The sequence below is a fragment of the Pannonibacter phragmitetus genome (assembly GCF_050510895.1).
Lineage (GTDB): Bacteria > Pseudomonadota > Alphaproteobacteria > Rhizobiales > Stappiaceae > Pannonibacter > Pannonibacter phragmitetus_B.
Genome location: NZ_JBNINT010000001.1, coordinates 1,901,383 through 1,922,401, shown reverse-complemented (window position 1 = coordinate 1,922,401; position 21,019 = coordinate 1,901,383). Strand labels below are relative to the sequence as shown.

Annotated in this window: 17 protein-coding genes; 16 read left to right on the top strand and 1 reads right to left on the bottom strand. The window is 62.5% G+C overall.

Features of this window, described 5'->3' with window-relative positions:
* Positions 1-130: 130 nt before the first annotated feature.
* The 5 genes from ACQB61_RS09020 to ACQB61_RS09000 all read left to right on the top strand — a co-directional run bounded on the left by ACQB61_RS09020 (position 131) and on the right by ACQB61_RS09000 (position 6,171).
* Positions 131-1,630 (top strand): leucyl aminopeptidase, encoded by a 1,500-nt coding sequence (locus ACQB61_RS09020; protein ID WP_430512360.1) that lies wholly within the window; start codon positions 131-133, stop codon positions 1,628-1,630.
* A gap of 62 nt (positions 1,631-1,692) precedes the next feature.
* Complete coding sequence (locus ACQB61_RS09015) at positions 1,693-2,313, top strand: FMN-binding negative transcriptional regulator (protein ID WP_430512359.1); 621 nt, start codon at positions 1,693-1,695, stop codon at positions 2,311-2,313.
* A gap of 634 nt (positions 2,314-2,947) precedes the next feature.
* The gene (locus ACQB61_RS09010; RefSeq protein ID WP_430512358.1) at positions 2,948-3,400 is read left to right on the top strand and encodes a DNA polymerase III subunit chi; all 453 of its coding nucleotides are present in this window, start codon (positions 2,948-2,950) and stop codon (positions 3,398-3,400) included.
* A gap of 427 nt (positions 3,401-3,827) precedes the next feature.
* Positions 3,828-4,874 carry a carboxynorspermidine decarboxylase gene (locus tag ACQB61_RS09005; protein WP_430514334.1) on the top strand — a complete coding sequence of 349 codons (1,047 nt, stop codon included), beginning with the start codon at positions 3,828-3,830 and terminating at the stop codon, positions 4,872-4,874.
* Positions 4,875-4,932: 58 nt separating this feature from the next.
* Positions 4,933-6,171, top strand: a complete 1,239-nt coding sequence (locus ACQB61_RS09000; RefSeq protein WP_430512357.1) for a saccharopine dehydrogenase family protein — start codon at positions 4,933-4,935, stop codon at positions 6,169-6,171.
* Positions 6,172-6,437: 266 nt separating this feature from the next.
* On the opposite strand, the gene ACQB61_RS08995 is transcribed toward ACQB61_RS09000, so the two are convergent.
* Complete coding sequence (locus tag ACQB61_RS08995) at positions 6,438-7,676, bottom strand: UbiH/UbiF family hydroxylase (protein WP_430512356.1); 1,239 nt, start codon at positions 7,674-7,676, stop codon at positions 6,438-6,440.
* Positions 7,677-7,869: 193 nt separating this feature from the next.
* Between ACQB61_RS08995 and ACQB61_RS08990 the strand changes: the two genes are divergently transcribed.
* The 11 genes from ACQB61_RS08990 to ACQB61_RS08940 all read left to right on the top strand — a co-directional run bounded on the left by ACQB61_RS08990 (position 7,870) and on the right by ACQB61_RS08940 (position 20,955).
* On the top strand, positions 7,870-8,793 hold the full coding sequence (locus tag ACQB61_RS08990; protein WP_430512355.1) for a DUF2182 domain-containing protein: 924 nt from the start codon (positions 7,870-7,872) through the stop codon (positions 8,791-8,793).
* Positions 8,794-9,138: 345 nt separating this feature from the next.
* Entirely contained in the window at positions 9,139-9,855 is a 717-nt protein-coding gene (locus ACQB61_RS08985) for a CDP-alcohol phosphatidyltransferase family protein (protein WP_430512354.1), read from the top strand.
* 164 nt (positions 9,856-10,019) lie between these two features.
* On the top strand, positions 10,020-11,000 hold the full coding sequence (locus ACQB61_RS08980; protein WP_430512353.1) for a quinone oxidoreductase family protein: 981 nt from the start codon (positions 10,020-10,022) through the stop codon (positions 10,998-11,000).
* A 35-nt stretch (positions 11,001-11,035) separates the two neighbouring features.
* Complete coding sequence (locus tag ACQB61_RS08975) at positions 11,036-11,998, top strand: LysR family transcriptional regulator (protein ID WP_430512352.1); 963 nt, start codon at positions 11,036-11,038, stop codon at positions 11,996-11,998.
* A gap of 149 nt (positions 11,999-12,147) precedes the next feature.
* Positions 12,148-12,498 (top strand): hydroxyisourate hydrolase, encoded by a 351-nt coding sequence (gene uraH / locus ACQB61_RS08970; RefSeq protein ID WP_019965688.1) that lies wholly within the window; start codon positions 12,148-12,150, stop codon positions 12,496-12,498.
* Between the two features lie 3 nt (positions 12,499-12,501).
* Positions 12,502-13,986 carry a xanthine dehydrogenase small subunit gene (xdhA, locus tag ACQB61_RS08965; RefSeq protein ID WP_430512351.1) on the top strand — a complete coding sequence of 495 codons (1,485 nt, stop codon included), beginning with the start codon at positions 12,502-12,504 and terminating at the stop codon, positions 13,984-13,986.
* Positions 13,970-16,315: a xanthine dehydrogenase molybdopterin binding subunit gene (xdhB, locus tag ACQB61_RS08960; RefSeq protein ID WP_430512350.1), complete on the top strand. Its 2,346-nt coding sequence runs from the start codon at positions 13,970-13,972 to the stop codon at positions 16,313-16,315. Before xdhA ends, xdhB begins: the two co-directional genes overlap by 17 nt.
* The gene (locus ACQB61_RS08955; protein ID WP_430512349.1) at positions 16,312-17,319 is read left to right on the top strand and encodes an XdhC family protein; all 1,008 of its coding nucleotides are present in this window, start codon (positions 16,312-16,314) and stop codon (positions 17,317-17,319) included. Before xdhB ends, ACQB61_RS08955 begins: the two co-directional genes overlap by 4 nt.
* Positions 17,320-17,394: 75 nt before the next feature.
* Complete coding sequence (locus ACQB61_RS08950) at positions 17,395-18,954, top strand: ABC transporter ATP-binding protein (protein ID WP_430514333.1); 1,560 nt, start codon at positions 17,395-17,397, stop codon at positions 18,952-18,954.
* Positions 18,954-20,048, top strand: a complete 1,095-nt coding sequence (locus tag ACQB61_RS08945) for an ABC transporter permease (RefSeq protein WP_430512348.1) — start codon at positions 18,954-18,956, stop codon at positions 20,046-20,048. Before ACQB61_RS08950 ends, ACQB61_RS08945 begins: the two co-directional genes overlap by 1 nt.
* Positions 20,041-20,955, top strand: coding sequence for an ABC transporter permease (locus ACQB61_RS08940; RefSeq protein ID WP_430512347.1), 915 nt, complete (start codon positions 20,041-20,043; stop codon positions 20,953-20,955). The genes ACQB61_RS08945 and ACQB61_RS08940 overlap by 8 nt, the downstream gene beginning before the upstream one ends.
* Positions 20,956-21,019 lie beyond the last annotated feature (64 nt).

Sequence of the window (21,019 nt, the reverse complement as noted above, 5' to 3'; positions counted from 1 at the left end):
CCTGCTACTGACTGCCCACCTGCAGATTTATTCGGCAGAGGCTTGCTGCACAAGGCATATCAGGCCACATTGCTGGAATTTACAGCATCCTGGCCGGCATTTCGCTGGCCGGTGAACCCAAGATGGAAAAATGAACAAGCTTACGAAAATCCAATTCGGCAAGGCTTCGGCTGCGCCGGCTCCTGCCGCTGTCGTTCTGGCTGACGATTCTCTGACCGCCGGTCCGCTGGCTGCCGGACTGCTGGATGTTCTGCCGGGTGGCCTTGCCCGTGCGGCCAGTGCAGGCGGCTTCAAGGGCAGACGCGGCTCGAAGCTGGATCTCGTAGCACCCGGTGGGCTTGATCTTGACCGTCTGTTCGTCTTTGGCCTCGGCAAAGCAGAAGACATGCAAGACACTGACTGGCTGAAGCTGGGCGGTTCCGTTCAGGCCGCGCTGGCAGGCGCGCGCGCTGCCGATGCCATTGTCTATCTGGAGCTGCCCGGCGGCGGCGAAGTCAGCGCAGCGGCTGCGGCCCAGTTCGCGCTGGGAGCAAAGCTGTGCTCCTACAGCTTCGATGCCTACAAGACGAAGAAGGATGAGGATGGCCTGCCGGTTGAGCTGACACTCAACATCATCGGTCCGGAGTCCAAGGCTGCCAAGAAGGCCTTCGCCGACGCCGAAGCTGTTGGCGACGGTGTGCTGCTGGCGCGTGATCTCGTCAACGAGCCTGCCAATGTGCTCGGCCCTGTGGAGTTTGCGGACCGTGCCGCAAAGCTCGAGAAGCTCGGTGTGGAAATTGAGATCCTCACCGAAAAGGAAATGAAGAAGCTGAAGATGGCCGCGCTTCTTGGCGTGGCACAGGGTTCCGTCCGTCCGCCGCGTCTCGTCGTCATGCGCTGGAATGGTGGCAAGAAGGATGAGGCGCCGGTTGCCTTTGTTGGCAAGGGGGTCGTGTTCGACACCGGCGGCATTTCCATCAAGCCGGCGGCAGGCATGGAAGACATGAAGGGCGACATGGGCGGCGCAGCTGCAGTCACCGGTCTCATGCATGCTCTTGCTGCCCGCAAGGCCAAGGTCAATGCCATCGGCATCATCGGACTCGTCGAGAACATGCCCGACGGCAACGCCCAGCGTCCCGGCGACATCGTGCGCGCCATGTCCGGCACCACCATCGAGATCCTCAACACGGACGCCGAAGGCCGCCTCGTGCTGGCCGATGCACTCTGGTACACCCAGGAGCGCTTCAAGCCGAAGTTCATGATCGACCTCGCCACCCTGACCGGCGCTGTCATCATTGCGCTTGGCAACCAGAACGCAGGCCTCTTCTCAAACAACGATGAACTGGCACAGCGCCTGTTTGCCGCTGGAGAGACGACCGGTGAAGGCGTCTGGCGCCTGCCGCTGTCCAAGGCCTATGACAAGCTGATCGACACCCCGAATGCCGATGTGAAGAACACCGGCGGCCGCACGGCGGGCTCCATCACGGCGGCCCAGTTCCTGCAGCGCTTCGTCAATGATGTGCCCTGGGCGCATCTGGATGTGGCGGGAACGGCCATGGGCTCCGTCAAGGACGAGATCAGCCAGGGCTGGGCATCCGGTTTTGGCGTGCGTCTGCTCGACCAGCTGGTACGTGACCACTACGAAGGCTGATACAGCTCCGGGGCGGCGGCCTGTCTGCTGCCGCTCCGGCTCAAACTCTGCCGGGGCACGCGATGTATACACCCGCGCATTTCGCTGAAAGCGATCCCGATGAAATCGAGCGCCTGATCAGCGCTCATCCGCTGGCTGCCGTTGTTGCCCTCACGCCGGACGGCCTTTGCGCCAATCACCTGCCGCTGCTAAGGGCCGGCAGCAAGCTCATCGGGCATGTGGCGCTGGCAAATGTCATCCATGAAGACGTTGCGGACGGCGCGCCGGTGCTGGCCATCTTTCAGGGTGGGGATGCCTATGTCAGCCCCAACTGGTATCCCAGCAAGGCAGAGACGCACCGGGCGGTGCCGACCTGGAACTATCAGGTGATACATGTCCACGGCCATATCCGCTGGCTGCGGGATGGCGCCGCCAAGCGCCGGATCGTCAGCCTCCTGACCAGCCGCCATGAAAAGGCGCTGAACGGGGAGGGCGGCTGGAAGATGGGGGATGCCCCGGCGGATTACCTTGAGGACATGATCAGCAAGATCGTTGCGCTGGAGATTTCCATCGGACGGATCGAGGCGAAGTCCAAGCTGAACCAGAACCACCCCGAGGCGAACCGCCGGGCCGTTGCGGAAGAGTTTGCCGCGCGCGGCAAGGAAGAGCTTGCTGGCGCCATGCGCCGAAGGGGCGGGGATTGAACTTCGCTGCCTGCCGAAAACATGGCGCGGAAGGTCAGACCCGGCAAATGTTATCCACAGGTTGCCAACAAAAAACCCGCCGGTTTTCCAGCGGGTTTTCCATATGTCTCTTCACAGGATGCCAGCAGAGCATGCGGCGCACGGGCTGCAGAACTCAACAGGCCTTGTAGAACTGGCACTGTGTGGTGTTTTCGGTCACCACGAGGCCCAATGCTGCAGTCGCTCCGGCCAGACCCATGACCATCGTGAAGAACAACGCAACGCGAACGAGCATTCAAACCCCCGAAAAAAATGGCCGTGACAGGCCCGGAAACCTTTGCGCCGGTTCATTCAGAATCGAACTGAATGTTTTCCGGTTTCTTCACCGTACCAGCCGCGCATTTGCGAGCGGTTAATGCTGGATGCCGGTTGGCTTGTCTATCCGGTTACGTCACACTCTGCAGGATTGGCCCTGAATGTTGCGTGGCGGCATCACCTTTGTGGCGCTGGTGTGGCAGGCGCGGGTAACGGGGGCTAGGCTGTCTCTATGATGGGTCCTTAACAGGCGTCCTTCAGCATCGAAAGAGCGGGTATAACTTCAGGCACAGATGTGCGAAACCGGAGCAAATGCCGGGAAACACGTAAGGAATCAGCCGTGACCACGGAAGTCCTGTTCTACCATCTGACAAGACAGCCTCTGGAAGAGGTGCTGCCCGGCCTTCTCCTGAAATGTCTGGAGCGGGACTGGAAGGTGGTCGTGCAATGCGGCTCTGAGGAGCGTTGCGCGGCATTGGATGCGCATCTGTGGAGCTTTTCCGATCACGAGTTCCTTCCGCATGGCACCATTGCCGATGGCTTCCCTGAGCACCAGCCTGTGTTCCTGACCGCAGGACCGGACAATCCGAACAGCGCGGAGGTACGCTTTCTGGTGGACCGGGCGGTGCCGCCACCAATCGATGGCTATGGCCGTGTCGTCGTCATGTTTGACGGCAATGATCAGGAGGCCCTGGCGGACGCGCGTCAGCACTGGAAGCTGTTCAAGGGGCAGGGGGCGGAAGTAACTTACTGGCAACAGCGCGACGGCGGTGGCTGGGAGCGCAAGGCATAGGCAAGGCGCCGTCTGCCGGTAAGGTTCTCGTCAGATTATTTGGTCGGCTCAAGAATAGTGTTGCGGCGGGTTTTGTAACCCTTCCGCTGCCTTTCGTCTTGCTGCCGTCTGCCTGCTGAAAGGCGGCGGCGCGGTATGTCTTGAAGCTGCAGATTTGAATTTTTCTTGCGCTGCAAGGCGGAAATCTTTCCCCTTTATACGCTGGTCAGTCTGACGAGGCCTTTAGGGTGCGCTCTTGCTATTTGTTCCCGGACGGGAAAAGGCGCGTAAATCATCCCAGGGTACCGATTTTCATTGAGTGTTTGGCGCAAAGGGGGTACAGCCCCCGCAACAGGTTTTGTCCCTGTCCTCAGGACCGGATCCGCAAAGGGCACGAGATGATTTCCACCCCTATTATCTGATCGACAAGTCGAAGCTTCTGCCGAACATGGAGAAGATCGCATGGCTGCGTGAGGCGTCTGGCGCAAAGTCGCTGCTGGCGCTGAAGTGCTTTGCGTCCTGGTCCGTGTTCGATTTCATGTCGAATTACATGGACGGCACGACATCGTCGTCGCTCTATGAGGTGAAGCTCGGCCGGGAGAAATTCCCCGGCGAGACGCACGCCTATTCGGTGGCTTTTGCGCCGGATGAGATTGATGAGGTGATTGCCTCGTCCGACAAGATCATCTTCAACACCATCGGCCAGTTCGAGCGTTTCGAGGGGCAGTCGGCAGGGCATGTGCGCGGCCTGCGCGTCAATCCGGGTGTCTCCACCTCGGATTTCGATCTCGCCGATCCGGCACGTCCCTTCTCGCGCCTTGGCGAGCATGACCCGGAGACGATCGCAAAGGTCGCCGACAAGATCACTGGCTTCATGTTCCACAACAACTGTGAGAACGCCGATTTCGACCGGTTCGACGGCATGCTTGGCCATATCGAGCAGCGCTTCGGCTTCCTCATCCGTCAGATGGAATGGATCAGCCTCGGTGGCGGCATTCATTTCACCGGCGAGGGCTATCCGCTGGAAAAGTTCGCCGAGCGGCTGAAGCGTTTTGCGGGCGAAAACGAAGTGCAGGTCTATCTGGAGCCCGGCGAGGCGGCGATTACCAAGTCCGCAACGCTGGAAGTGACCGTGCTGGACACGCTGCACAATGGCAAGAACCTGGCCATTGTCGATAGCTCCATCGAGGCACATATGCTGGATCTGCTGATCTACCGGCAGAGTGCCAAGGTCGAACCTAATGCGGGCGATCACGAGTGGATGGTCTGCGGCAAGTCCTGCCTTGCAGGCGACATCTTCGGTGAATTCCGCTTTGAAAAGGCTCTGGCTGCCGGTGACCGGCTCTCCATTCAGGATGCGGCTGGCTACACAATGGTCAAGAAGAACTGGTTCAATGGCGTGAAGATGCCGGCCATTGCGGTGAAGGAGCTGGATGGCTCCGTGCGCCTGGCCCGCGACTTCACCTACGACGATTTCACGGCGGCCCTGTCGTGATTTCAGCCTCTCCTGAGGCTGTGCAACCCTTAGAGACCCAAGGAGGACTATGGGCGAAATGAAGCGCAACGTACTCATCATCGGCGCCGGTGGCGTAGCGCAGGTTGTCGCGCATAAATGTGCGCAGAACAACGACCTGCTCGGCGACATTCATATTGCTTCGCGCACCGTTGCGAAGTGTGAGCGGATTCTGGACAGCGTCCGCGAAAAAGGCAGCCTGAAGGTCGAGGGTGTTCTTCAAGCCCATGCCCTCAATGCGATGGACAGTGCCGCTGTCGCGGACCTGATCCGCAAGACCGGTGTGCAGATTGTCATCAACGTCGGTTCTGCCTTCGTCAACATGACCGTGCTGGAAGCCTGCATCGAGACCGGTGCAGCCTACATGGACACGGCCATTCACGAAGACCCGAAGAAGATCTGCGAGACGCCGCCCTGGTACGGCAATTACGAATGGCAGCGCCGCGAGCGCTGCGCTGAGAAGGGCGTAACCGCCATTCTGGGCGTCGGCTTTGATCCGGGCGTGGTCAATGCCTACGCACGCCTTGCCATCGACGAATACGTGACCGAGCCGGAATCGATCGACATCATCGACATCAACGCCGGTTCCCATGGCCGCTGGTTCTCCACGAACTTCGATCCGGAGATCAATTTCCGCGAGTTCACCGGTACGGTCTATTCCTGGCAGCAGGGTGCATGGCAGTCGAACACCATGTTCGAGGTCGGCAAGGTGTGGGACATGCCGGTCGTCGGCGAACAGCAGACCTACATGACTGGCCATGACGAGGTGCACTCGCTCTCGGCCAACTATCCGCAGGCGGATGTGCGCTTCTGGATGGGCTTCTCCGATCACTACATCAACGTCTTCACCGTGCTGAAAAACCTTGGCCTCCTGTCCGAGCAGCCGGTCAAGACGGCGGAAGGCCTTGAGGTTGTTCCGCTGAAGGTGGTCAAGGCCGTGCTGCCGGATCCGTCCTCGCTTGCGCCCGACTACACCGGCAAGACCTGCATCGGCACGCTGGTGAAGGGCAAGAAGGACGGCAAGCCGGCCGAAGTGCTCGTCTTCAACGTGGCCGACCACAAGGAAGCCTATAACGAAGTCGGTTCGCAGGGCATCAGCTACACCGCCGGCGTGCCGCCGGTCGCTGCCGCCATGCTGATCGCCGATGGCACCTGGGACGTTGGCGCGATGAAGAATGTCGAGGAGCTTGACCCCAAGCCCTTCCTCGCCATCCTAAACCGCATCGGCCTGCCGACCGAAATCAAGGACGCTTCCGGCACCCGGCCCTTCACGGCCTGAGCCGGACCGCACCGCAAGATCTTCTCAGGCCTCCGGGAAACCGGGGGCCTGATTTGTATTTGGGGGGATCGGGGAATGTGAACGGGGCGATCAACCATCACTCCGTCATGCCACGGCTCGACCGTGGCATCCATGCCGTTGCCTTTCAGCACGGCGCGGGTTGCAGTTTCCGGGGCTTCTATCCGCGCCATTCCCTGTGTTGTGAGCTCAGGGAATGGATGCCCTGATCAGGTCGTAGTATAAGGAAGTGGGGGCGGAGCCGCCCTTCAGAACGGCAGCAGCCGGGTTGCCTTTGGCGTAATCCCCTCGCGCATCAGGAATTTGCGCAGCGGCGGGAAGCGGCCGGCGGCGTAGAGGCCGAGGGAGCGCAGTGCCTGGACGGGGAGCATGTCCGTCAGCAGCGAGCGGTTGAGGAGGTCCACCGCCGTGGTGCGGCTGGTGATGTCCGGCTTGCGGGCGCTGTCATAGCGGGCGAGCGTCAGCGCGCCGCCCACATCTTCGCCGCGGGCCTTCGCTTCGCCTGCAATGCGCGCAAGATCAGCCACATCGCGCAGGCCCAGATTGAGTCCTTGCGCGCCGATGGGTGGAAACACATGCGCTGCCTCGCCGATGAGGGCGCAACGGTTGGCTGCGGCCTTCTTTGCGATCATGCCGCTGAGCGGATAGACCTGCCGCAGGCTTGCGATGCGGAAGGCACCGAGCACCGAATGGGCGCGCCGTTCCAGTTCCAGCGCCAGCGCGCCATCTTCATAGGCCTTGAGATGTGCGGCTGTTTCCGGCGTGACGACGCAGACAAGCGACGACATGTTTCCCGGCAGCGGCACCAGCGTGAAGGGGCCGGTGGGGGTGTGGAACTCGGTGGAGACCGAGCCGTGCGGCCGGTCATGCTCAAGGTTCATCACCAGCGCCATCTGCGGATAGGACCATTCCCGGACATCGATTCCGGCAGCCTGCCGCACCATGGACTTGCGGCCATCGGCACCCACGGCAAGGGCCGCCGTCAGCGTGGTTCCATCTTCCAGTGTCAGGCGCACGTTTGTCTCGGCAGGTTCCAGCTTCGCAAGGCGGGTCTTGATCCATGTAAGGCCATCCGCCTGGGTCACGGCGGCTTCCAGCTCCGCATTCAATTCGCGGTTCAGCACATTGTAGCCGAAGGCCTCCAGCCCCAGTTCCGAGGCATCGAATGTGGTTTCGGGCGCGCGGATCAGGCGGCGGGTGTCGTCGATGAGGCGCATGTGGGCCAAAGGAGCCGAACGGGCAGCGAGCTTCTCCCAGATGCCGATTTCGTCCAGAAGGGCAACAGAGGCCTGCAACAGGGCCGTGGTGCGGGCGTCTTTCGTGTTCACGTCCGGCGCAACGAGCACGGTGCGCAAGCCTCTGCGGGCGAGCAGCAGCGCAGCAGCCATGCCGGAAGGGCCAGCACCAATGACGGCAGCGTCAAAGTCCGTGGGGCGGTTCTGATCCTGCGGCTTGTCGATTGTGCCTGCGGCGGAATCTGTTTTCATGTCTCTTGCCTGATCTGTGGCCTGATCTTCTGACCTGTTGGGACAGGATGGTGCCCCACGAGAGAAATGCAAGACCTTGACCTTGCGCAAAGCGTCGCGCCCTGCGCCGGGGTAAGGGGTATGACACTGACTGGCAAGTGCTTTCGCTGTAGGGGCCGGGACACTTGACCGGTGGACGGCAGGAGTGACCAAGATGAGCAGCAGTGCGCCAATGCCAGGGGATGGCAGGGCTGGGCAGGTTTCCGGCTTATCCGCAGGTGAAAAGGCGGATGGCGCGGGCACGAGCCGCGGGCGGCATCTCGTCATTCTTCTGTGCGGTCTGCTTGCGGTTGCCGGATGGCTGTATCTGGCGGCGGTGCTTTCCTCCATGGTGCCGGTCATGGACATGAGCGAAGCCGGGCCGGGCATGGGGCTCTTCAACGCCTTCAACATATTCGACGGGTTGCCGAAGGACGTGCGCGCAGCGCTGGCTGTGCTGTGCCTGCCTGCGGGCGTCACCACATTCGGGATGCCGTCTGAACACTGGGGTGCAGGCGGGGCCGGGCTTGTATTCATCATGTGGATGATGATGACTCTGGCCATGATGCTGCCCACGGCCATGCCGGTCTTTCTGGCTCATGCGCAGCGCCGTGCCCACGCTGTCTCCGGTCCCTCTGCCGCAGTTTCAGTCAGCCTTCTGGCCTTTGGCTATCTCACGATCTGGACGGCCTATGCGCTTGCTGCGACGCTGGTTCAGTGGCTGTTGACCGGCTATGGCCTTCTTTCCTCCATGATGGCGCCGGTGTCGCTCGTATTTTCGGCGACGACGCTGATCGCCGCCGGACTGTATCAGTTCACACCGGCCAAGCAGGCCTGTCTCCTGCGCTGCTGGTATCCGCGCTGGTCAAGTCCGGCCACCGGTGGTTCTGCGGGCTCTTTCTACAAGGAAGGCCTCATCCAGGGGCTTGCGTGCCTTGGCTGCTGCTGGGCGCTGATGACCGTGATGTTCGCGGTTGGCATCATGAACATCATCTGGGTGGGGCTGCTCGGTGCGGTGATGGCGCTGGAAAAGAACCTGCCGAGCCGCTGGTTCTACAAGGCGGTTGGCGTGTTCCTGCTTCTCTGGGGGCTTTCCTGATGGCCGCTACCCTGCTTCTCAGTGGGAAAATCTGAGTCAAGAACCGCAGAAACAAGCCGTTTCTTCTCAAAAAACCGGGTTGCGGCCCGTCATCATATTGAAATATTGCCCAAACAGGTGCATTGATCTGCCTTGCGCAGGTGTGAGCCGGGCGTGGTGGGAACCAATGCGCCGGTTATGTGTTGTACCTCGGATGCGGGCAGGGGCGTGCCTGCGGCCGGTTCGGAAAACCGCTTTGGCAGTCTCTTGCCTGCCATGCGCGTGAAAGCGTGAAAAGATGTGCCGTTGAAGGCATCGGCATCCGGGCTGCCGCGAGGCGGGCCGGGCAAAGGGAAAGTGAACGCCGTGACTGACATTACCCCTGAAAAGCGGTCTCATGCACCGGCGCTCTTCCTCATCCATGTGCTGACGGCTTCCGGTGCGCCGATTGCCCTTGCAGCGCTCTTGGCAGGCGCGCGTGGCAACTGGCAGGAGATGTTTGTCTGGCTTGGACTTGCGCTGGTGGTGGATGGAATCGACGGTCCGCTTGCGCGCAAGTACAACATCGCCGAACGGCTCCCGCGCTGGTCTGGCGCATCGCTCGATTTCGTCATCGATTATGCCACCTATGTTTTCCTTCCGGCCTTTGCACTGGCCGCCGGTCCCATGCTGGACCGCCCGTGGAACTGGATCTGCGGTGGCCTCGTCGTCTTCACCGGTGCGCTCTATTTCGCCGACAACGGCATGAAGACCCATGACAAGGCGTTCAAAGGCTTCCCGGCCTGCTGGAACATGGTCGTCTTCGGCCTGATGCTTCTGTCGCCCTCGCAGGGCTTCACGATCGCTGTTGTCCTGGCGTGCTGCCTCTTCACCTTCATGCCGGTACGCTTCGTCCATCCGGTTCGCGTCAAGCGCTGGCGTCCTCTGACACTGGTGATGACTGCTGTCTGGCTTGTCGCCGCTGGTATCGGCCTGTGGAACGAAATGACCCTCAGCGAGCCGATGGCCTGGGTCTTTGGCATTTCCAGCCTTTACCTGCTGACCGTTTCCGCCGTGCATCAGGCGCTGGAACGCTACGCCTGACCGCAAGGCAGCATCAGCCGCTTGGCAACAGAAAGCGGCTTTCCCATTGAGCGGTATTGCCTTTATCCTGCATGCGACAATGCCGTGTGCGGGATCAGTCTTGTGCTGGCCGCAGACTGGCTGCGATTTTGCCGTTGCGGCACAAATCATCTGGAGGAGACATCATGGTTCACGCCATCCGCATTCATCAGACCGGTGGTCCCGAGGTTCTGACCTGGGAGACCTTCGAGCCGGGTAAGCCGGGGCCGGGTGAGGCGCGTGTGCGCCATGAGGCGGTGGGCCTGAACTTCATCGATGTTTATTACCGCACGGGGCTCTACCCGGCCCCGAACGGTCTGCCCTTCATTCCCGGCAACGAAGGCGCGGGCGTGGTGACCGAGGTGGGCGACGGGGTGGACCATGTGGCGCCGGGCGACCGGGTTGCCTATGTCGGCCCGCTCGGCTCCTATGCACAGGAGCGGCTTGTCCCCGCTGACCGTCTGGTGAAGCTGCCGGAGACGATTGCGAGTGACGTTGCCGCTTCCATGATGCTGAAGGGCATGACGGCGCGCTACCTCCTGCGCCGTACCTTCAAGGTTGGGCCCGGTTCCACCATTTTGTTCCATGCGGCAGCCGGCGGCGTTGGCCTTATTGCCGGTCAGTGGGCTGCGCATCTGGGCGCAACTGTTATCGGCACCGTCGGCTCGGACGAAAAGGCGGAACTCGCCAAAGCCAATGGGTACACCCACGTCATCAATTACCGGACGGAAAATTTCGTCGAGCGGGTGAAGGAGATCACCGGCGGCAAGGGCTGCGATGTGGTCTATGATTCCGTCGGCCGCGACACATTCCCCGGTTCGCTCGACTGCCTGAAGTTCATGGGCCTGTTTGCCTCCTTCGGCCAGTCCTCCGGCCCGATAACGGACTTCAACATCGGCATGCTGGCGCAGAAGGGCTCGCTCTTCGCCACCCGCCAGACCCTGTTCAACCACATTGCCGCCCGCTCCGACCTGGAGGAAACAGCGGGTGAGCTGTTTGATGTGGTGGAGCAGGGCGTTGTCTCGATCCAGATCAATCAGCGCTACAAGCTGTCTGATGCGGCCACCGCGCACCGGGATCTGGAATCGCGCAAGACCACCGGCACATCGGTGATGCTTCCCGAGTGAGGCTGACGGCACTTCGGGCTCAAAGGTGAGGGCGCATGGAAACCGGGCGCAAGCCAGCCGAACCTGACCGGTCGCGCAGTCTCTATGCGCCCGCCATGCGTTACTTTGCGGCTGTGGCCGAAGCCGGGTCGATCCGCGCTGCGGCCCGCCAGCTCAACGTGGCTTCATCGGCGGTGAACCGGCAGATCCTGTGGCTTGAAGAGGCGCTGGATCTGGCCCTGTTCGAGCGGCTTGGCCGGGGCTTGCGTCTGTCTCCGGCAGGCGAGGTGCTGCTCGCCCATGTGCGGCGTACCTACTCGGACTTTGAAGGCACGGTCGCGGAATTGGACGCGCTGAAGGGCCTGCGGCGCGGCACCGTGTCGGTTGCCACGGTTGAGAGCGTTGCTGATTCCATCCTGCCGCAGATCATCGGCTCCTTCCGCAAATCCTATCCCGGCATCCACGTATCGGTGACAGTAACCAGCGCGCTGCAGGCAACCGGTATGGTGGAGCGGGCGGAGGCGGATATCGGCTTCACCTTCGATCCGCCGCGCACCTCGGCTCTCACAACGGCCTTTGCCCATGAACTGGTGATCGGTGCCGTCATGACGCCGGATCATCCGCTGGCAAGCCAGGCAGGGGATCTGACACTGGCCGATTGCCTGCGCTATCCGCTGGCGCTGCCTGCCAAAGGCCTGTCGCTGCGCACCCGCATTGATGCCGCGCTCACCCGCTTGCCGGGCAACATACGCACTTACGTCGAAGCCAATTCCCTCAGCTTCATGCGGGCGCTGACGCGGCGTGGCGCGGTGGTAAGCTTTCAGACCAAGATCGGCCTTGAATCCGACCTGGCTGGCGGGCTTCTGGTCTTCCGGCCCCTGAGTGATGCGCCGCTTCAGGCGGACCGGCTTGCGGTCGTCACGTCTTCGCTTCGGGCATTGGGGCTGGCACCGGGCATGTTCTACGATCACGCCATGCTCGCCATCAAAGAGCACTTACCGTTGATTGATGCCATTTAGGCATCGCTGCGCCCGCTAATCGGTTCTATTGTTTCCCTGGAAAGTAAGGCAACCTCAGGGTTGAGAGAATGCGGCTGGCGGAGGATGCTGGCCGAAGCCCGGTTCTGCGGACGCGTGGCAGGCCGGGAGAGGATGCGAGGGAGAGAAGAATGGGCCGTCTGACCACACATGTTCTGGATACCGCCTTGGGCAAGCCAGCGGCTGGACTTGTGATCGAGCTTTGGGCGGTGGAGCCGAAGCCCTCCCGCCTGCGCCGGGTGGAAACCAATGCCGATGGCCGGGTTGACGGGGCGATCCTGGAAGGATCGGAATTCGGCCCTGGCATTTATGAGCTGCGGTTCTTTGCCGGTGACTATCTCAAGGCCAGCGGCGCGCCGGTGACAGAGCCGGCCTTTCTCGACATGATCCCGATCCGTTTCGGCATTTCCAATGCACGAGAGCATTATCACGTGCCGCTGTTGCTCTCGCCCTATGGCTATTCCACCTACAGGGGGAGCTGAGCCATGCGGGACACGATCCGCTTCCTGCGGGCAGGAAAAGTGGTGGAGCTGACGGATATCGGGCCGATGGATACGGTTCTCGACTATCTGCGCCTCACCGAAAGGGCGACAGGCACCAAGGAAGGCTGCGGTGAGGGAGACTGCGGCGCCTGCACGGTTGCGCTTGGCCGGGTGATTGGCGGCAAGCTGACCTATCAGCCGGTCAATGCCTGCATCCAGCTTCTGGGGATGATTGACGGCGCCGAGTTGGTGACGGTGGAGGATCTCGCCGCCGATGGCCGGCTGCATCCGGTTCAGGTGGCGATGCGTGACCTGCACGGTTCGCAATGCGGCTTCTGCACGCCCGGTTTCATCATGAGCCTTTTCACGCTGTATCACGCGGAAGGCATGGAGAAGAGCCGCAAGGCGGTGACGGAATGGCTGGCGGGGAACCTGTGCCGTTGCACCGGCTACCGGCCGATCATCGACGCCGCACTGGCGAGCTGTTTTGAAGCAGCGGACGATGCCTTCTCCTGGCGCGCAGCCGAAACCCGGGAGGCACTGCGGCGGCTGGCTGATTCCCGTGATGTCTTTATCGGTTCCACCGATAGTTTCTTCGCCGCCCCGGCGTCGGTTGAGGGCCTTGCCGCGCTCTACAGCCAGTTTCCTGATGCCACGCTTGTGGCCGGCGCAACGGATGTGGGCCTGTGGATCACCAAGAGCCTGAAAACCCTGCCGCGGATCATCTGGCTTGGCCATGTGGCCGGTATGGACCGGGTGGAGGTGACGGGAGAGGGCATCATTCTTGGTGCTGCGGCCACCTACGCCGCTGCCGAACCGGCGCTGCGCGCTCTGTCGCCGGATCTCGGTGTGCTGCTGGGCCGTATCGGGTCAAAACAGGTCCGTGCATCCGGCACCATTGGCGGCAACATCGCCAATGGTTCGCCCATCGGCGACATGCCGCCAGCGCTGATTGCGCTTGGTGCCAGCATCGAGTTGCAACAGGGCGACAATCTGCGGGACTTGCCGCTGGAGAGATTCTTCATCGACTATGGCAAGCAGGACAGGCTGCCGGGCGAATTCGTGGCAGGCATCTTCGTGCCGCGTCCGGGAGCGAACCAGAACTTCCGTTGCTACAAGGTCTCCAAGCGCTTCGATCAGGACATTTCCTCGGTCATGGCCGCGTTCAATCTGACCGTGGTGGATGGCGAAATCACCGGTGCCCGCATTGCCTTTGGCGGCATGGCGGCGACGCCGCGCCGGGCGCTGAGCGCAGAGGCGGCGCTGACGGGCGCGCGTATTGACGATCCTGTCACCTGGGGTGCGGCCATCCGGGCTCTGCAGGAGGATTTCAAGCCAATTACAGACATGCGCGCAAGTGCCGCCTACCGCATGGAAGTGGCCCGTTCGCTGCTGGCCAAGGCTCTGATGGAGATCGCCGGGCCAGCAGAGCCCGTGCGCCTGCCGGCGCTTCAGCCAAAGGGAGGCGGCCATGAACGCGCCGCATGATACTGCTGTCACGGAAGGCGCAGAGGCGCTGACCCATGTGCACCGCTCGCTGCCTCATGACAGCGCCGAGAGGCATGTCACGGGCACGGCGCTCTATATCGATGACATACCAGAGCCGCAGGGCACCTTGCATGTGGTGCCGGGCTGGGCACGCCACGCGGTGCGCGGACCGCTGCTGGCGATGGAGCTTGATGCGGTCCGCAAGGCTCCGGGTGTGGTGGCGGTGCTGACCGCAGCCGATGTGCCGGGCCTCAACGACTGTTCGGCCTCCTTTGGCGGAGATCCGGTGCTGGCGGAAAAGGAGATCCTGTTCTACGGCCAGGTGGCCTTTGCCGTCGTCGCCACCAGCCGGGATGCTGCACGCCGTGCGACGCGCCTTGCGCAGATTGATGTCGGGCCGCAGACGCCGATCATCTCCGTTGAAGACGCCATCGCTGCCGATGTGACCGTGCTGCCGGATTATCAATTCCGGCGCGGTGCACCGGAAGCGGGGCTGGCGAGTGCCGAGAACCGGCAATCCGGCACGTTCCACGTGGGCGGGCAAGAGCATTTCTACCTTGAAGGTCAGATTGCGATGGCCATTCCGGGCGAGGAGCGGGCCGTGCAGGTCCATTCCTCCACGCAGCATCCGACTGAGGTGCAGCATGTGGTGGCAAAGGTTCTGGGCGTGCCCGATGCGCTGGTGACGGTGGATGTGCGCCGTATGGGTGGTGGCTTTGGCGGCAAGGAGTCGCAGGCGAACCAGTGGGCCTGCCTTGCCGCGCTCGCCGCCCGCGTTACGGGCCGTCCGTGCAAGCTGCGGCTCGACCGGGACGACGACATGATCATGACCGGCAAGCGGCATGATTTCCGTGTTGATTGGTCTGTTGGCCATGACAACACGGGCCGCATCCGCGCCGTGGACATGACCTTCTTCGCCCGCTGCGGCTATTCGGCAGACCTGTCGCTGGGTGTGGTGGACCGCACCATGTTCCATGCGGACAGCAGTTACTTCTATCCCGATGCCCAGATCCGCAGCCGCCGCCTGCGCACCGATACCTGTTCCAACACAGCCTTCCGGGGCTTCGGCGGACCGCAGGGCATGCTGGCGGCTGAGCGGATGATAGACGCCATCGCCATCACGCTGGGGCTCGATCCGCTGGAAGTCCGCAAGCGCAATTTCTACGACTGGGCCCGCAACCAGACGCCTTATGGCATGGTGGTGGAGGAGTGGCAGACGCTGCACACCATCGTGGAGCAGCTGGAGGTCACTTCCGCCTACTGGCAGCGCCGGGAAGAGGTGCGCGCCTTCAACGCCCGCAACCACGTGCTGCGCAAGGGGCTGGCGCTGACGCCGGTGAAATTCGGCATCTCCTTCACGCTGAAGCATCTCAATCAGGCCGGGGCGCTGGTGCATCTTTACACAGATGGCTCGATCCAGCTGAACCACGGCGGCACCGAAATGGGGCAAGGGCTCTATCAGAAGGTGGCGCAAGTGGTGGCCGAGGAATTCGGCGTCACCCTCGACAAGGTGATCATCACCGCCACCTCCACCGGCAAGGTGCCCAACACCGGGCCGACGGCTGCCTCTTCCGGCACCGATCTCAACGCCATGGCTGCTCGCAATGCGGCACGCGCCATCAAAGACAGGCTCATTGCCTTCGCAGCGGAGCACTTCCACTGCGCGCCGGAAAGCGTTGTCTTCGCCGGCAATCAGGTGCGTGCCGGAAGCCACGTGATGAGTCTGGCGGAACTTGCCAAGCTTGCCCACATGGGCCGCGTTCACATGTCCGATGCGGGGTTCTATGCCAGCCCCAAGATCACCTGGGACCGGGAAAGCGCCAGCGGACGCCCGTTCCTTTATTTCGCCTATGGTGCTGCGGCTGCCGAAGTCACCATCGACACCATGACCGGCGAGATGACCGTCGACCGTGTGGATATCCTTCACGATGTGGGCCGCTCGCTCAATCCGGCCATCGACATTGGCCAGATCGAGGGCGGCTTCATTCAGGGCATGGGCTGGCTGACAACTGAGGAACTGGTGTGGGACGAGCAGGGGCGCCTGCGCACCCATGCCCCTTCCACCTACAAGATCCCGGCCATTTCCGACACACCGGCCGAGTTCAACGTTGCGCTTTATGCCTCTGCAGGCAATCCGGAGGAGACGATTTACCGCTCCAAGGCGGTGGGGGAGCCGCCGGTGATGCTGGCCAACTCCGTTTTCTGCGCCATAACCGACGCGGTCGCTTCGCTGCGTCCGGGTACCGTGCCGAAACTGGATGCGCCAGCGACACCTGAAGCGATCCTCAAGGCCGTGCAGGCCATGCGGCAGGCAGGAGGAGCGCGATGATCCTCTGGCGGCGGATTCTGGACGAGTTGCGCGAAGACGGGGCCTGCTGCCTCGTCACCGTCGCCGCATCGGCCGGGTCCGCCCCGCGTGAGACCGGGGCGCGCATGTTCGTGCGCGCTGACGGCTCCATTTCCGGAACCATTGGCGGTGGAACGCTGGAATTCGAGGCGATCCGCTGGGCAGTTTCCGGCATGCGTGAGGGGCGAAGGGGACTTGCCTTGCGCAGGGTGTCTCTGGGGCCGGATCTCGGCCAGTGCTGCGGCGGGCGGGTTGATCTGGCTCTGGAGCATTTCACGGCAGAGGATATCGAACCGGTGCGGGCTCTGGTGCATGCGCAGGAGGAACGCGGCGGGCAGCTTGCGGTCCGGGCGGCATTCTCGCAGGAAGGCGTTCCCCTCCAGCGGCACGTGATGGGGAGCTTCGCGCCGGGCCGGATTTCCTGCTGGAAGATGGCATCCTCACGGAGCGCTTCGGTCTGGAGCTTCAGCCGGTCTGGCTGTTCGGGGCCGGGCATGTGGGCCGTGCAGTGGTGCTGGCGCTCGCGCCGCTTCCTTTCGAAGTCACCTGGATCGACAGCCGTCCGGAGTTTTCCCCCGGCCATGCCCGGAAATCTGCGCTATGTCAGTGCCAGCCGGCCTGCGGAATTGCTTAAGGATGCGCCGGACAATGCCTTCATTCTCGTCATGACACATTCCCATTCTCTGGATGAGGATATTGTTGCGGCAGCGCTGGCACTGGACTGCTTTCCTTATGTTGGGGTCATTGGCAGCGAGACCAAGCGCGCCCGTTTCACGAACCGCCTGCGCCGAAGGGGGCTTACGGTACGGCAGGTTGGCGGGCTGGTGTGTCCCATCGGGGCTGCCGGCGTGAAGTCAAAGCTGCCAGCGGCCATCGCAGCCTCTGTTGCTGTTGAGCTCCTGATTAAAAATGAGGCAGTAAAGCTGGAAGGTCTATACAATCAGCCTCTTGCGCAGGGGCGGAAGCCGGTCAATAACGCGGGGTGAACCCGACGGCAGAAGGGGCAGGGTGGAGTGGGCAGTCTCGATCAGACCGCAGATGGGCAGCAGGCAGCTGGGGGCATGGTGCGGCGGGCGCAAGGCGCGCCGCTGCTGAGTGCGCGCGGCATCAGCAAGCATTTCGGCGCGATTGCTGCCAACAATGCAGTCGATCTAACCATCAACAAGGGTGAGATCCACGCTCTGCTCGGCGAAAACGGCGCGGGCAAGTCCACGCTGGTGAAGATCCTCTATGGTGCTCTGCAGCCAGATGCCGGCACTATCGAATGGGACGGGCGCAAGGTGCGCATCAACAGCCCGGCCGCTGCCCGCCAGCTGGGCATCGGCATGGTGTTCCAGCATTTTTCCCTGTTCGAGGCCTTGAGCGTTGTGGAGAACATCGCGCTGGCACTCCCGAAGCCTGGCTCGATGCGCGAGCTGGCAGCACGGATCGAAAAGGTGTCCCGCGAATATGGGCTGCCGCTGGACCCCCACGCGCTTGTAGCCGATCTGCCTGTCGGCATCCGCCAGCGTATCGAGATCGTCCGCTGCCTGCTGCAGGCTCCGCGGCTGATCATCATGGATGAGCCGACCTCGGTGCTGACCCCGCAGGAAGCGGACGAATTGTTCGTGACGCTGAAACGCCTGGCGGAAGAAGGTTGCGCGGTGCTCTACATCAGCCACCGGCTGGACGAAGTGCGCCGCATCTGCCACCACGCCACCATTCTGCGCCATGGCCGTTTCGTGCGTGAATGTGATCCGGCGCTGGAAACTCCGGCTTCGATTGCCCGCATGATGGTTGGGGCCGATGTCTCGCATGTGACCAGCTCCGGCGCGCTGACTGGCAGCGGACCGGTGCGGCTTGCCGTGCGCAATCTGGCGACTAGCCCGCTGACGCCGTTTTCCGTGCCGCTTGCGGGCGTCAATCTCGAAGTACGCGCCGGAGAGGTCGTGGCAATTGCCGGTGTCGCCGGAAATGGGCAGGGCGAGCTGTTCGATGCCATCAGCGGCGAGCGGCGCTGCGCGCCGGGCATGGTGGAAATTGATGGCACGCCCTGCGGCAATGAGAACGTCACCCGCCGCCGGCAGCGCGGCGCGGCTTTCGTACCGGAGGAGCGGCTGGGCCACGGCGCAGTTCCCGGCATGCGCCTGTCGCACAACATCATTCTGACGCGCCATTCCACCGGCGATGAACTGGTTCGTTCCGGCTTTGCTGCCTATGGCCGCGCTGGCGAAATGGAAAAGCACATCACCCGGGCCTATGACATCCGTATGTCTCACGACGATCCGGAGGCGCGTTCGCTGTCGGGCGGCAACCTGCAGAAGTTCGTCGTTGGCCGTGAACTGAGCCGCAATCCCGGCATTCTCGTGGTCAACCAGCCTACCTGGGGTGTGGATGCGGGCGCAGCGGCGCTGATCCGCCAGTGCCTGCTGGATCTTGCCCGCAAGGGATCTGCGGTGCTGGTCATCAGCCAGGACCTTGATGAAATCTACGAGATTGCCGACCGCATTGCGGTCATTTCGCGGGGGCACCTGTCCCAGGCAGAGCCGGCTTCGTCCATGACGCTGGAGCGCATCGGCTTGTTGATGGCGGGCGGTGCGGAAAAGCCTTCATCTGATCATTTGTCCGCGGAGGGCGCGTGATGCGTATCGAACTCGTCAAGCGCGCCGAACACAGTGGCCTGATGACCGCCGTGTCCCCACTGATCGCAGTCATGCTGACCATGATCTGCGCTGCCGTCCTGTTTGCCATATCCGGCGCTGACCCGCTGGAGGCGCTGTTCCGCTTTTTCATCGAGCCGCTGACGGAAGCATGGTCTCTGCAGGAAGTGCTCGTAAAGGCTACGCCGCTGGTGCTGATCGCCTGCGGCCTCAGCGTCTGCTACCTCTCCAACAACTGGAACATCGGCGCTGAAGGGCAGTTCGTGGCCGGCGCCATTGCCGGGTCTATCCTGCCGGTCATGTTCCCGGATCTGCAGGGCTTTTACACACTGCCCTTGATGCTTCTGTGCGGCGCGCTTGGCGGGGCGGCCTATGCCATGATCCCGGCAGTCCTCAAGACCCGCTTCAGCACCAACGAGATCCTCACCAGCCTGATGCTGGTCTATGTCGCCAATCTGCTGCTGGACTATCTGGTACGCGGTCCCTGGCGCGATCCGCAGGGGTTCAATTTCCCCGAGACTGCCTTGTTTTCTGCTGCCGCCACGCTTCCGTCCCTTGGCATGGGGCGCCTGTCGGTATCCGTTTTCCTGGCCATCGGTGTTGCGCTTCTCCTGTGGGTGGTTCTTTCGCGTTCGCTGCGCGGCTATCAGATCCGTGTTCTGGGCGAGAGCCCCCGGGCAGGCGCATTCGCAGGGTTCTCGGCGAAGCGGATGACGGTCTTCGCCTTTGCCCTGTCCGGCGCGCTGGCGGGCCTTGCGGGCATCATGGAAGTTTCCGGGTCGCTGAACCAGCTGCTGCCGACCATTTCTCCGGGCTACGGCTTCACTGCCATTATCGTGGCCTTCCTTGGGCGTCTCAATCCGCTCGCCATTGTTGTTGCGGGGATCGTGCTGGCTTCGAGCTACATCGGCGGCGAAAGCGTGCAGGCTTCGCTTGGCATCTCCGACAAGATTGCCAGCGTTGTACAGGGCATGCTGCTGTTTTTCGTGCTGGCCTGCGACACCCTGATCTTCTACCGCGTCCGCCTGCACCGGAAGGTGCACTCTGAAAATGCCGGGGAGGGCGCCCATGTTTGAGGCCATTCTTCTTACCGTCATCACGGCGGCAACGCCGCTGCTGCTGGCTGCCATCGGTGAACTGGTTGTCGAGCGCTCGGGCGTTCTCAATCTGGGCGTTGAAGGCATGATGGTGATGGGGGCGGTAACCGGATTTGCCGCCGCCAATCTCACCGGCTCCGGCACGCTGGGCATTTTCGCAGCCATTGCGGCTGGAATGGCCATGTCGGCCCTGTTCGGCGCACTGGTGCTGGGCCTTGTCACCAATCAGGTGGCGACCGGGCTGGCGCTGACGCTGTTTGGCCTCGGACTGTCCGGGCTGGTTGGTGAGAGCTTTATCGGTGTTCCGGGCCTCAAGCTGCCGAAACTTGATATTCCCGTGCTGAGCGATCTTCCGTTCCTCGGGCCCGTGTTGTTCGGGCAGGATGCCATCGTCTATGTGGCCTTTGCGCTGGTCGCTGGTGTCTCCTACATGCTGACCCGCACCCGCATGGGACTTATCCTGCGTGCCGTTGGTGACAATCACGCCTCGGCACATGCGCTTGGCTATTCAGTGCTGAAGGTGCGCTTTCTCGCGGTGCTTTTCGGCGGTGGCTGCGCTGGTCTGGCTGGCGCCTATATGTCGCTCGCCTATACGCCGCAGTGGGTGGAAAACATGACGGCCGGTCGCGGCTGGATCGCGCTGGCGCTGGTGGTCTTCGCGTCGTGGCTGCCCTGGCGCGTCGTGGCCGGAGCCTATCTCTTCGGCATGGTCACGGTGCTGACCTTCCATGCGCAGGCAAAGGGCATGGGGATCCCCTCGCAGCTTCTGTCGAGCCTGCCCTATCTCGCCACCATCATCGTTCTGGTGCTGATCTCTGCCAACCGGCGCCTGACGCTCGTGAACACGCCGGCCTGCCTCGGCAAGCCGTTCGTGCCGGATCGCTGACATCCGGTCAGCCGCCGGGACCTCTGGGGTCCGGTCCCGGCAGCACACAATTGGACCCGCTGCA

Coding starts and splice junctions, on each gene's coding strand:
- ACQB61_RS09020 (WP_430512360.1), top strand. CDS start 131: ATGAACAAGCTTACGAAAATCCAATTCGGCAAGGCTTCGGCTGCGCCG.
- ACQB61_RS09015 (WP_430512359.1), top strand. CDS start 1,693: ATGTATACACCCGCGCATTTCGCTGAAAGCGATCCCGATGAAATCGAG.
- ACQB61_RS09005 (WP_430514334.1), top strand. CDS start 3,828: ATGGAGAAGATCGCATGGCTGCGTGAGGCGTCTGGCGCAAAGTCGCTG.
- ACQB61_RS09000 (WP_430512357.1), top strand. CDS start 4,933: ATGAAGCGCAACGTACTCATCATCGGCGCCGGTGGCGTAGCGCAGGTT.
- ACQB61_RS08995 (WP_430512356.1), bottom strand. CDS start 7,676: ATGAAAACAGATTCCGCCGCAGGCACAATCGACAAGCCGCAGGATCAG.
- ACQB61_RS08990 (WP_430512355.1), top strand. CDS start 7,870: ATGAGCAGCAGTGCGCCAATGCCAGGGGATGGCAGGGCTGGGCAGGTT.
- ACQB61_RS08980 (WP_430512353.1), top strand. CDS start 10,020: ATGGTTCACGCCATCCGCATTCATCAGACCGGTGGTCCCGAGGTTCTG.
- ACQB61_RS08975 (WP_430512352.1), top strand. CDS start 11,036: ATGGAAACCGGGCGCAAGCCAGCCGAACCTGACCGGTCGCGCAGTCTC.
- uraH (WP_019965688.1), top strand. CDS start 12,148: ATGGGCCGTCTGACCACACATGTTCTGGATACCGCCTTGGGCAAGCCA.
- xdhA (WP_430512351.1), top strand. CDS start 12,502: ATGCGGGACACGATCCGCTTCCTGCGGGCAGGAAAAGTGGTGGAGCTG.
- xdhB (WP_430512350.1), top strand. CDS start 13,970: ATGAACGCGCCGCATGATACTGCTGTCACGGAAGGCGCAGAGGCGCTG.
- ACQB61_RS08955 (WP_430512349.1), top strand. CDS start 16,312: ATGATCCTCTGGCGGCGGATTCTGGACGAGTTGCGCGAAGACGGGGCC.
- ACQB61_RS08950 (WP_430514333.1), top strand. CDS start 17,395: ATGGTGCGGCGGGCGCAAGGCGCGCCGCTGCTGAGTGCGCGCGGCATC.
- ACQB61_RS08945 (WP_430512348.1), top strand. CDS start 18,954: ATGCGTATCGAACTCGTCAAGCGCGCCGAACACAGTGGCCTGATGACC.
- ACQB61_RS08940 (WP_430512347.1), top strand. CDS start 20,041: ATGTTTGAGGCCATTCTTCTTACCGTCATCACGGCGGCAACGCCGCTG.